Here is a 12,502-nt window from a genome sequence, read left to right on the forward strand (position 1 = left end):
TTACATTATTTGAGAAGAGGAGTGTTCTAAAATGGCTATTAATATATATCTTACTTTTAACGGGAATTGTCGAGAAGCTGCAGAATTTTATGCAGAAGTATTTAAGACAGAAAAACCAGAGATTATGACTTTCGGTGAATCACCGCAAAGCCCGGATTTTGTATTGCCTGCAGAAGCAAAAGACTTAGTTCTCCACACTCGCTTAAATATTAATGGAAGCAATATAATGTTCTCTGATACGTTTCCAGGATCACCGTTTACGGAAGGAAATAATATCAGTTTAGCTTTTGTAAGTAATGAAGAAGATACGGTTAAATCCGCATTTAATGCTCTTAAAGAAGGCGGTAAAGTGAGCATGGATCTTCAAGAAACATTTTGGAGTAAATGTTACGGTTCCTTAAGAGATAAGTTCGGTATTGAATGGCAATTTAGCCACGAACCAGATCAACTGCCACAATAAAATAGGAAGTCATGCAATGTTCAAGTATACATTGCATGACTTTTTTTGTTACTAAATAATTCAGAATGTAATAATAAATCGATGCTGTTTAAAGTATACTAGCATATATACCTACTAGAAAATTAATAGAAAGAAGAGATCAACCGATGAATATACAGATAAATCCTCGAGCACAAGCATTGAAAATTCCTGGAACACGACAATTCTCCAATCAATTAATTCATTACCCAGATGCTGTTAATCTGACGATTGGTCAGCCAGATTTTCCGACACCTACATCTGTAAAAGAAGCAGGTATCCGGGCAATTGAACAAAATTTAACCGGGTATTCGCATAATGCAGGGCTGTTAGAGTTAAGAAATGCAGTGAACTCTTTTTTCTTTGACAAATATGGTTTTTCATATGATCTTCAAAGTGAAATTATTATAACAAATGGTGCTAGTGAAGCAATCGATGCAGTCTTTCGAACAATTTTAGTAGAAGGAGACGAGGTTATTCTACCAGCTCCTACTTATTCAGGCTATGTACCTGTGATTGAACTTTGTGGAGCGAAAGTAGTGTATTTAGATACGACGGACACTAATTTCCAACCGTCTGCAGAAAGACTTGCAAACTTGATAAATGAGCGAACAAAAGCCGTGTTTTTCAATAATCCCTCTAATCCTACTGGGGTTGTTCTTACAAAAGAGACGATGAATGAATTAGTTGATGTGATACAAGAAAAGAATTTATTCGTACTAACAGATGAAATATATAGCGAGAACACTTTCTCAGGAAAGCATCATTCCTTTGCAAGCTATGAGGAAATACGCGAAAAATTATTTTATATTCATGGTGTTTCCAAGTCGCATTCGATGACGGGTTGGCGAATCGGCTTCCTGATGGGACCAGCAAATGTGATGGAGCATGTAGTAAAAGTGCATGCCTTCAATACAATTTGTGCCTCACTACCTGCCCAATATGCAGCAATGGAAGCACTCACAAATGCCAAAGACACTCCAAGTGAGATGAACTTGGAATATGTGAAAAGACGTGACTTTGTATTTAATCGACTAATAGAGATGGGACTGACGGTGGAAAAGCCAAATGGCGCTTTTTATATATTCCCTGATATAAGAAAGTATGGAATGCATTCCTTTGAGTTTGCTACGAAGCTATTACAGGAGGGCGGTGTGGCTGTCGTTCCTGGAAGCGCGTTTACAGCATATGGAGAAGGTTTCATACGCATTTCCTATGCGTACAATATGGCTGTGCTAGAAAAAGGCATGAATAGACTAGAAGAATTCCTTCTTACATTAAGTCATCTCAATTCCTCTAGCATTTAAGTTTAGATAACAAAACAAAGGCTATTCCATTAATTTGGAATAGCCTTTTGCAATTTAACCTACTATAGAATAGAAGAATCTCCCGTACCGAGAGTAACCACAGGTTTAACAAGAGTAACAACTCCCGAACGAGAGTATCTGAAGTGCGGCCACGAGTATTCAACCATCAACCGCGTGTAAACATCTTCAAGTCATTATTCCCTCTGATTGTTAAGGAGTTCCAAATGCTCCTTCAAGGTCCATGTTACATCGCTCATCTCTTCATCGTTGGGCACATAATACCAAATGCCGTCCATTCGCTGCCCACTTCCATTCGTTAGCGTAATAGATTCTACATTTGTTAGTGAAGTCTTATAACCTTTTTGAATATCCATCATTTGACCGAATGTCATGTTTGTACGGATGTTGTCCGATAATGAGGCCAATAGTTCCTTATAGTTGAGTAAGCTATTGAAAGAAGCACCTTCCTTCAATATACCCAGGAGAACTTGTTTTTGGCGTTCCTGTCTTCCAAAGTCACCCAGTGGATCATTCTTTCGCATGCGAACATAACTAAGTGCACTATCGCCGTCTAGATGTATGGGACCCGCAGCAAATTGATAACCGTTTTCTGTGAAAGCAGAAGGGTTCTCAACCGTAACACCGCCAACGCTATCGACGATTTTTAAAAAGCTGTCCATATTAACCTGTACAACATAGTCAATCGGTATATCTAGTAGATTTTCAACGGAATGAAGAGCCATATCTATTCCACCAAATGCATATGCGTGATTTAATTTATCCTTCTTATCTAATCCGATAATTTCCGTATACGTGTCTCTTGGAATGCTTAATACTTTAACAGAAGCTAGAGAGGGGTTAGTGGTGATGACAATAATAGTGTCGGACCGTCCGATATCCCCGTCTCGTTCATCCACGCCTAGTAGTAAAATGGAGATTGGTTCCTTTTCTACGAGTTCTACTTTCGTTTCTCTAAGCTCAGAAACTTTGCGAATCTTTGGTTCATGGATTGTTTCGAGTGTAGTGGATACATTTTGATAAATACTTGTAGCATATACAATACCAGCTAAAAGCAAGCAACTAATAATTGTAATCCAAATTTTTTTCTTCGACATTCATGGTCCTCATTTCTTATAACTACAAGCCTTTTTGTAAATATATGAGTGTAAGTCCCAGAATATTAATGAGAACTCATAATAGTATGTATAGTTTATTGTTTTATTAAACGTCAAAAAAGAGGATTGTGGCAGTAATCACAATCCCCTTAAGAGATATAAACATTTATTCTTCTATTTTCGTTGCACTTAATTGTAGGAAGTGTCGAATAATATCACGGAAGAACGCCTGTAACATTTCGTCGAAAGTATGAAGTGCATCAAAAGCATACAATCTATAAGGATCTTCTTGTCCATATCCACGTATATTGATACCTTCTCTTAAATGATGAAGATTATCTAAATGCGTGATCCACGATCTGTCTAATGCTTCTAAGTATATGGATTGTATATTTGCCCAAATAGCTTCTTCCAGGGAAACCGTACTGGCAACATCCATTACTTGGCTATACACCTTATTTAATGCTACTTCTAATTGCTCTTTACTTTCTTTATCGGTAGAGTCCATTAAATTTTCGGTATCGGAATTTAGTGTGGATAAAATTTTAATTTCATCAATAATTTCATTCCACATAGCAACACTGTCTACATTATCTAAGTTAATGTCCAACAGTTCTTGGATAAGATGTTCTTTTCTTTCGTGCATCGCATCAATGATGAGCGACTGCATATTATTGACATGTAGCGCTTTCTCCCGATAATTATACATAACTGATTGCTGATCATTATTAATATCATCAAGTTTCAATAAATGAGAGCGACTAGAGAAATGTGTACCTTCAATAACCTTTTGTACATTATAAACAAATTTAGATGGATTCGGAGCAATTATCAAACCAGTTTGATCCGTTTTGACTTTCTTTCTATATTTCTCCAATTCTTCTTCGTCATAATAGTAGAACAGTTCATCCTCTAAAGAAATAATAAATTGTGTACTACCAGGATCTCCTTGACGACCTCCACGGCCACGCAGTTGCATATCTATACGAGCACTGCTATGTAGCTCGGTACCAATAATATGAAGTCCACCTAGTTCGTGTACGTCTTTACCAAGAATAATATCGGTACCACGACCAGCCATGTTAGTGGCAAGCATAATTTTGTGTAGCTGCCCTGCGTTAGAAATAATCTCTGCTTCATCTTCTTCGGTTTTAGCATTTAATATAGAATGTTTTATATTTAATTCTTTTAGAGCAGCAGAAAGCTTTTCAGATTGTTGGATAGAAGTAGTTCCTATTAATACTGGACGACCAATACTATGGTAATTTTTCGTTTCTTCAATAATTTTTTTGATTTTATCTTCTATTGTCACATAAACAAGTGTTTCTAAATCTATACGTTGATTTGGTTTGTTCGTTGGAATTTCTGTAACACGTAAATTATACGTCTCCCAAAATTCATCTTTAGATGGAACTGCACTTCCCGTCATACCAGAAACGTGTTTGTACAATCGGAAGTAATGTTGGATCATAACTGAAGCTTGGGTGTTATTTTCTTCCTTCAATGAAACCTTTTCTTTTGCTTCAATAGCTTGATGTAGTCCATCACTAAATGTGCGCCCTTCCATTACACGACCAGTGTAAGGGTCTACAATCATAATCTTATCTTCTTTTACAATATAATCTACGTCTTTACGCATTACTACTTTAGCCCGAAGCGTCTGCATTGCGATATGCATAAATTCCCGATGCTCACTATCATAAACATTGTCAATTCCAAATGCCTCTTCTAATCGGTCTGCTCCATCGTCTAATAATACGATTTGTTTTGTTTCAGGATAATAATCATATTCTACTTTATCTTTAAATGAATCAATTACCATATGCATAATTGGGAATAAGTTCAAACTTGCATTAGACTTCCCAGCTATTATCAAAGGTGTTCTAGCTTCGTCTATTAAAATACTATCCACTTCATCGATTAAAGCGTAAAAAAGAGGACGCTGAACTAGCTGATCTGCTTCTTGCACCATATGGTCTCGTAAGTAATCGAAGCCAAATTCTGTCCCAGTCCCATAGGTAATATCACAATTGTAAGCTGCTTTTTTTTCGTCTGCTTCTATTCCAGAAATATTTAAGCCAATTGTCAATCCTAAGAACTCAAACAGTGGTTTCATTTGTTGATAATCACGAGTGGCCAAATATTCATTGGCTGTAATGATATGAGTTCCTTTCCCATGTGCACCCATCACATAAGCAGGAAGTGTTGCAACTAATGTCTTACCTTCACCCGTTTGCATTTGAGCGATTTGTGACTGCGTTAGTACAGCACCACCCATCAACTGAGAATCATAATGTCTTAACCCCAAAACTCGTTTAGATGCTTCCCGAACGACGGCGAAAGCCTCAATGATCAATTCCTCTGGAGAGATTCCATTATTTAGTTGATCTCGGAAAACTTGTGTATAAGCTTTTAATTCCGCATCTGTCTTAAGAGAAAATGACTCTTCTAAGGCATTTATTTTAGATACAATTTTATTCAGTTGTTTTAATTCAATCGTTTCACCAGATATCATCTTTTTAATAGAATGTAACATATTCATTCTCCCTACTTTTAAATTCCAAACTCCATTATATCATGAATTATATAATGGAGCATTTGTAAGATAAAGTGCTTATATTTCAATTATATTACAACAATAAGTTTTAAATGTTACCAGTAGATGTTAATGTTAGAATAAGAGGGAAAGGGGTTATAAAATGATAAAAATTTACAAATCTATGGTATGTATTATGCTAGTTGCTCCAATAAGTTCAACCGTTTATGCAGAAGAATTAAAAGCCACGGAAGTAAAGATAGAGAACGTAGTAGAAGTAGAAAAAGTTGAAAATTCAGTGGAAGAAATTATTGAAGTAGAAGGTGACTCCGAAGAATGGCTAGAGGATGCGGTTGAAGCTGAGCCGGAAGAAGAGGTTATTTTAGAAGGTTATGAAAATCTTGGTTCGTTGATATTCAAATCATCAGCAGTTTCTTCGAAAATTGCAGCAAATGAAAAGGGAGAGTACTTCATCTATTACATCATGCATGGTTCTCCAGCAGCTTTAGTAGTTGTTAGTTATGCTACAAAAGAAATTCTACATACGTTTACGTTGGAAGATTCAAAAAGTGCATGGGGTCTTGATGTAGATGAAAACGGTAAGTTATGGGTTGGTGGTTCTGTTTCTAGTACGTTGTACAGCTATGATCCTAACTCAGAGGAATTCGAAAAGCATGGTGCTATTTTTTCGAATAAAAGCGATACATCTATACAAGATTTAATCGTTTCTGGTAACAAAGTATATGCTGGCTCTGCATATGGGGGAAGTTTAGTTGCTTTTGATACAGAGACAAAAGAAATTGAAGAATTTGGTCAAATTCGTAAAAGAAGAGAATTCGTGAAAGCAATCGTAGCAGATGAAGAGAAAGATGAAATCTATGTTTCAATAGGATCTCCAATGGACTTATTGGTGAAAAAACCTAAAACAAAAAACTTCACTTCATTTTTACCTTCTAAATATATGTCTGAAAAATATGCACAGGATTTAGTTCTAACGGAAGACTATATTATTGCAAGATTACATCCTTCGAATCTAGCAGTAATCTTCGATCGTAAAACATTAAAAGTTGTTGATGAGTTTGAATTGAATTCTAAAACAGTTTCAGTTCTCTCTCCGAATGAAGATGCATTGTATTATACAAAAGCGCAACAGCTTATTAAATATGATTTAGAAACGAAAGAACATACAGAGCTAGGAGTCTATCTACCAAAAGGAACAGAAGCTATTAGCTTAGACTTTATCATTAAAGAAACTCCAACATTGGAACAAGAGATTCAAGATAATTCTAAGGATAAGATTTTAAAAGGAGCTCTAGACGCATTTGGAAAAGAAATCCGAATTGGAAGTACTCTACCAGTCACAGGACATCCAATTGACAAAGGAATTCCAAGTGAAGGAGACGTAGTAATAGAGGAGCCTATCGAAGAAGAACCAAAAGAATTTGTTCTTTCTGGGATGGTGGATAATTTAGGGCAACATTTTGAATATAATCCACAAACAGGTGAAATGACTTACCATCAATTTGAGTTACCAGAACAGCCAGTAGAGTTATATACACTTGCTTCAAGTTCAGATGGCAAGAAAATTTTTGCTAACGGATATATGTCTGGTGGACTGGGTGTTTACGATGTACAAACAGGAAACAAAGAATTGTACCGTAATATCAGCCAAATTGAATCTATGTTTGATATTAATAACAAGCTATATATCGGTGCTTACCCACTAGCAAGATTACTAGTTTATGATCGTGAAAAAGAATGGTCTACTGGAAATCCAAAAGAAGTTATTCGTATGAACCAATATGGTCAAGAACGCACAACTGCTGTAGCACCATATAACAAAGGTAAAGAGATCATTTTTGGAACCTTGCCGGATACAAGTGTTGGTGGTGGAGCTTTAGCATTCTATGATACAACAACAGAAAAAATGGAGATTTACGAGAATTATATTTATAACCAAAGTATTGTTTCACTTGTTAGTAGAGGAACACAGGTATTTGGTGGTACTTCTATTCATGCAAACCAACAAGTAAATCCAAGGGGAGCAAGACTATTCTACTTTAATAGAAGTACTCCGGAAGACAAGAAGTATATTCATTTACCATTTAGTGCGAGTATGGTTACTAGTTTAATAGTAGATAAGGATAATAAAGTTTGGGGTATGGCGGATGGAAAGTTATTCGTCTACACAGATGAGTGGACAGATGTTAAAACAGTTGAATTACTACCATTAATCTCCGGTAGATTCCGTAATGCTCAAATCCTTGAAAACGTTGATGGATTTATATACGGAAGCGTTGAAGGTAAATTATTCAAAGTGACAAAAGATACATTAAAGGTTGAGTGGTTAAAAGATAAAGGTGTTTACGGCCTTGAGAAAGATTTGAACGGTAATTTATATTACTACGATGGCAGTAATTTATGGAAATATACAATCGAACAAAATCGTAAAGTGAAGGAAAACGAAAAGCGATAAAAGTTCAACGAAGCGAAGGAGAATGTAACTTAAATGAAACAAAAATTGCTATATCTTTTTATTATTTTTGCAGTAGCCATGGGCGGATTATTTCAAACGAATCAGGTAGAAGCACAAACTACTAAAGTGTATTGGGATGGGATTTTAATGGTTCCTGGACAAGCAGGGAAGATTAAAGTTGTTAAACCTATAAACTTATGGAAGCGCACTTCAGATGGATTAGTATTTGAAAGAATATTAAAACCTGGAGAACAATACAGAGTTTACCGTTATGACAATATGTACGGTGGACAGTATGGTTTAGGTGGCGGCATGTACATTACGAAAATGGCTGGCTATGTAGAATATAAAACACCATCTAAAGCAAAGTTAAAAGAATTAGCAAATGCACAAGGGACGGCGCCAGCACCAGGAAATACAACTTCTAATTTATTTCCTGTAGAGAATAAACCTTCTTTAACAATAGGTAAGGTTTCTAACCAATCTATTACACAAATAGCTCCTGGTGTACGCAAAAAGTACTTTGATATCGATTCAACAAATGGTTTACAAAAACTATTCATGCTTGAATACGATGGCAAAACATCAAATATTGAGTTGAAGACTGAGTTAGCAAAAGATCAGATAAAAGGTTTTGAAACTACTTCCTCACAGGCAAATAGTGTGGCTGAAAATGATTCCTATCATGTGGTGGGGGGAGTAAATGGAGATTATTTCGATAAATATGGTCAACCTATCGACTTAATGATGATGGATGGATCTATCGTATCTACACCTCAAACGGCATTAAGTGATTTAGCCGTATTAGGCATCAAAGCAAATGGAAAAGCTATTATTGGTGCCCCAACAGTGGCGATGAATGTTACAGTAAATGGTGGACAATCTTATGCTATTAATTCGGTTAATAGAAGTAGAGCTGCAAATCACCTAGTAATATATACGAAAGACTTCTCGGGAACTACAGGGACAAATAACCTAGGAACCGAAGTCAGAGTGAAAGTGGAATCTGGCAAGTTAAATGGTTCTGAAAAATTAGTAGGTACCGTAACTGAAAATATCTCTAGTGTTGGAAATGCAAAGCTGAACAGTGGAGAAATTATTCTTTCAGGACACCATTTTGCAAGTAAGTTCTTAGAAACTGTTCAAGTAGGAGATCAAATAGAAATTGCAACTAACTTCACGCCTACTGAATGGAATGATGTTCGTGAATCTATTAGTGGACGTTATCATTTAGTGAAAAATGGAGCACTACAAACGATCAAAGTTGCAGGGGTTGCGCCACGTACGGCAGTTGGTATTAAAAAAGACGGAAGTATTTTTACAGCAGTAGTAGATGGTCGTAGTACTGCAAGTAAAGGTTTGACACTACAAAATACTGCTAAACTTATGAAAGATTTAGGTGCTCAATATGCGATGACATTCGATGGCGGTGGTTCTTCTACTCTAGTAGCTAGAGAACTAGGAGCAGATAAGGTGACTGTTGCGAACAAACCATCAGATGGTGGAGAACGTTCTGTATCTAACACACTATTATTTATCAGCAAGTATAAGACAAGTGCACTAGCAACAATTGCACCAGCTTCGGATGTTTTAGAACTTTTCCAAGGTGCAACTTATACTAATCTTTCCGTGCCTGTTAAAGGTATTGATCAATACATGAATCCTGTAGCAGTATCCGGGAATGGCACAGTAACTTCTTCTGTTCTAAAAAGTACGAATGGAAAACAAATAGTTACAGCAGGTCCAGGAACCTATGCTGGCGTTGTAACATATGACGGCAAAACTACCAATATTCAAATTAAAGTTACTAATACGTTAGATAGCATTAAAACGAACGAAAGTACGTTGCATGCAAACAAAGGACAAGCTATTCAAGTTACTGCAAGTGGAATGAATAATGGCCAAGCAGTAATTACAGATCAAGCTGCATTTACTTGGTCAACTACTATTGGAACGATAAAAAATGGTAAATTTACAGCTCCAAACAAAGATGGTATTGGGACGATTACTGTAAAATATGGATCTAAGAATACGACAGTTCCTGTTGTTATAGGAGAACTAGCTCCAACTATTCTAGAATCATTCAATAAAGGTATTTCTAACTATGAGGCTTCAGGTGATCGTGTAAATTCTGTTTCAGTTGAATCAGTTACAAGTGATAGAGATGGGTCCAAAGCGCTTAAACTAGTTTATGACTTTACAGGTACCACTGGAACATCGGGTGCGTATGTGGATGCAAAAACTAGTCTAACGATCACTACTCCTGCTAAGAAAATTGGTATGTGGGTTAAGGGGGATAGTAAGGGACATTGGTTGCGTTCTCAAATTACCGATGCCTCTGGTAAAACAGTCCAGTTAGACTTTAGTAAAAATGTAAACTGGTCTAATTGGCAGTTTGTTTCAGTAGAAGTACCAGCGGGGTTATCGTATCCACTGAAAATGGCTCTACCTGTTCGTTATATGGAAACAGAGAATAACAACAAAACAAATGGTTCTATTATAATTGATGATATTCAATCTATTTATAAAGACTAACGTAAGAAAATAGTAATAGTAGTTGCGAACTATATTAATGTATGATAACGTAATTCGTATGGATTTTTGCTAATAGTGGAGGGAAGTACATGAGTTCGGAAGAGAGAGAAACGAAAAAATCAAACGCCTCAGTGGAAGCTGGAGCGGAAAAGATTATTGGTTATTATAAGCGACAAGCTTGGGCTTTAAAAGTATTTGATAAAATTGAACAAGATAGCGTTGTCGAGGATGGTAAAAATGTAATACTTGTTTCTTCTATTATACAATCTAATAATGATTTGTTCTTCCCAGCTTTTATTCGTATTAATACGAAAGAAGCAGGAAAAGTGGAGGGAGCATATTTGATTCTAGAAGAAGAGGAAAGTTTTCAATTGCTACCACTTGAAAAGGCATTGGAAGAATATAAGTTGGATGAGCTAGTACCATTCAAGTATAGAACTCTCGAAAAGATTGAGGGAGATCAGTTTCAAGTAAACTGGCCAGAGTTCTCTTAAAGAATAGTTGGAGTTCTTACTAACTATGTTTTTCACAAAGGAGTGCGACTACTGTCGCGCTCCTTTGTGTGTTTTTATAGATAAAAGAAATAGCGGAGCCTATCAAATGGTTTTACAAGCACCCCTTTCCGATAATGGAGATTGTGATTATTATATGCATAATTTACCATTTTATTTATCTTGTAATACAGTTAACATATAGAATTGAATCTGATAGTAGATATTTCAAGTAGTTATATAAATTTGCGATCAGTGCAAGTGGATTCTAAAATTTAGTGCTTTATTACGAACCTGACTGGATTGTTTAAGAAAAATCTGTCTTTTCTTTCTTTATACTAAATTTGGTTATAACCGTATTTTTATAGTATAATCAGTAATTGAAGAAACTTTCATATAGCATATACGTCTAAATGGGAGTTGCATTTAAATTTTTGAAAATAATAAAACAAGGATGATATATTTGGATATTAAATTACTTCTTGCTTTTATCATATCTATGGCGACAGCAATAGCGGTTACTCCGCTTGTTATTAAACTAGCACACAAAATAGGAGCGGTTGATAAGCCCTCTGAAAGAAAAGTACATCAAAACGTAATGCCTCGATTAGGAGGACTTGCTATTTTTATAGCGGTGATTGCTGGTTATTTTGTTGCTGGGTTATATGAGGCGAAAATTACTGGTATTATGGTCGGTGCATTGATCATAATTGTTTTGGGAATAATAGATGATAAATACGAGATTTCAGCAAAGATTAAACTATTAGGTCAGATATTAGCGGCTTGTGCAGTAATGGGTAGTGGATTAACGATTGATGTTTTAAATATCCCATTCATTGGTGTTTTCGAACTTGGTATCTTCTCGTATGTAGTTACATTGTTTTGGATATTAGCTATTACCAATGCTATCAATTTAATTGATGGCTTGGACGGGTTGTCGGCTGGGATTTCCTCCATTGTATTTGCGAGTATTGCGTTCCTGGCTTTCACAGGAGATAAAATGTTGATTTTGACACTTTCCTTAATATTATTGGGAAGTACGCTTGGATTCTTGTTCCATAACTTCTACCCTGCGAAGATTTTCATGGGTGATACTGGTTCGATGTTCCTCGGATATGCAATATCGATACTGTCATTACTTGGTTTATACAAAAGCGTCACTCTGTTTAGCTTTGTTGTTCCAATTATGATTTTAGGTGTTCCAATTTTTGATACGTCCTTTGCGATAATTAGAAGGGTCGTCAACAGGAAACCTATTTCTGTTGCAGATAAGTCGCATTTGCATCACCGATTATTAGCATTAGGGTTGAAGCATCGTGACACTGTATTGGTAATATATGGTTTTGGTTTAATATTCAGTATTACAGCAATTACATTTGAAACACTAACTTTGCGATGGGCAATATTTATCTTGTTGTTTATATTAGTTGCGTTTGAAATTATTGCTGAAAAGATTGGACTAGTGAGTGATGAATACAGGCCGATTATTTCTGTATTCCAAAAAGTTGTTGGGTATAAGCGCAATTAATTTGTGCTTTTCACATATTTATTTAAATTTATATTA

General features: G+C 35.9%; 8 protein-coding genes. 6 read left to right on the forward strand and 2 right to left on the reverse strand.

The genetic code is table 11. The features are described from left to right. Nucleotides 1-31 precede the first annotated feature (31 nt). Together BM260_RS10200 and BM260_RS10205 are read left to right on the forward strand one after the other, a co-directional pair. Nucleotides 32-460 (forward strand): VOC family protein, encoded by a 429-nt coding sequence (locus BM260_RS10200; RefSeq protein ID WP_093537244.1) that lies wholly within the window; start codon nucleotides 32-34, stop codon nucleotides 458-460. Between the two features lie 146 nt (nucleotides 461-606). Next, entirely contained in the window at nucleotides 607-1,785 is a 1,179-nt protein-coding gene (locus tag BM260_RS10205; protein ID WP_093537245.1) for an aminotransferase class I/II-fold pyridoxal phosphate-dependent enzyme, read from the forward strand. Nucleotides 1,786-1,979: 194 nt separating this feature from the next. Here BM260_RS10205 and BM260_RS10210 read toward each other — a convergent pair whose 3' ends face one another. Together BM260_RS10210 and secA are read right to left on the reverse strand one after the other, a co-directional pair. Then, on the reverse strand, nucleotides 1,980-2,900 hold the full coding sequence (locus BM260_RS10210; RefSeq protein WP_093537246.1) for an LCP family glycopolymer transferase: 921 nt from the start codon (nucleotides 2,898-2,900) through the stop codon (nucleotides 1,980-1,982). Nucleotides 2,901-3,066: 166 nt separating this feature from the next. Continuing rightward, nucleotides 3,067-5,436, reverse strand: coding sequence for a preprotein translocase subunit SecA (gene secA / locus BM260_RS10215; protein ID WP_175496267.1), 2,370 nt, complete (start codon nucleotides 5,434-5,436; stop codon nucleotides 3,067-3,069). Between the two features lie 163 nt (nucleotides 5,437-5,599). On the opposite strand from secA, the gene BM260_RS10220 reads away from it, so the two are divergent. The 4 genes from BM260_RS10220 (at nucleotide 5,600) to BM260_RS10235 (ending at nucleotide 12,466) form a co-directional block, all read left to right on the forward strand. Next, a complete protein-coding gene (locus BM260_RS10220) occupies nucleotides 5,600-7,912 on the forward strand; it encodes a hypothetical protein (protein ID WP_093537248.1) in 2,313 nt (770 codons plus the stop codon). A 33-nt stretch (nucleotides 7,913-7,945) separates the two neighbouring features. Beyond that, a complete protein-coding gene (locus BM260_RS10225; RefSeq protein WP_093537249.1) occupies nucleotides 7,946-10,447 on the forward strand; it encodes a phosphodiester glycosidase family protein in 2,502 nt (833 codons plus the stop codon). Nucleotides 10,448-10,536: 89 nt separating this feature from the next. Continuing rightward, entirely contained in the window at nucleotides 10,537-10,941 is a 405-nt protein-coding gene (locus BM260_RS10230) for a hypothetical protein (protein ID WP_093537250.1), read from the forward strand. A gap of 460 nt (nucleotides 10,942-11,401) precedes the next feature. Then, nucleotides 11,402-12,466, forward strand: coding sequence for a glycosyltransferase family 4 protein (locus tag BM260_RS10235; RefSeq protein ID WP_093537251.1), 1,065 nt, complete (start codon nucleotides 11,402-11,404; stop codon nucleotides 12,464-12,466). Nucleotides 12,467-12,502: the final 36 nt, after the last annotated feature.

The sequence above is a fragment of the Psychrobacillus psychrotolerans genome (assembly GCF_900115805.1).
Taxonomy (GTDB): Bacteria; Bacillota; Bacilli; order Bacillales_A; family Planococcaceae; genus Psychrobacillus; species Psychrobacillus psychrotolerans.

Excerpts from the sequence above, each read along its gene's own strand:
- BM260_RS10200 (WP_093537244.1), top strand. The coding sequence starts at position 32 with ATGGCTATTAATATATATCTTACTTTTAACGGGAATTGTCGAGAAGCT.
- BM260_RS10205 (WP_093537245.1), top strand. The coding sequence starts at position 607 with ATGAATATACAGATAAATCCTCGAGCACAAGCATTGAAAATTCCTGGA.
- BM260_RS10210 (WP_093537246.1), bottom strand. The coding sequence starts at position 2,900 with ATGTCGAAGAAAAAAATTTGGATTACAATTATTAGTTGCTTGCTTTTA.
- secA (WP_175496267.1), bottom strand. The coding sequence starts at position 5,436 with ATGTTACATTCTATTAAAAAGATGATATCTGGTGAAACGATTGAATTA.
- BM260_RS10220 (WP_093537248.1), top strand. The coding sequence starts at position 5,600 with ATGATAAAAATTTACAAATCTATGGTATGTATTATGCTAGTTGCTCCA.
- BM260_RS10225 (WP_093537249.1), top strand. The coding sequence starts at position 7,946 with ATGAAACAAAAATTGCTATATCTTTTTATTATTTTTGCAGTAGCCATG.
- BM260_RS10230 (WP_093537250.1), top strand. The coding sequence starts at position 10,537 with ATGAGTTCGGAAGAGAGAGAAACGAAAAAATCAAACGCCTCAGTGGAA.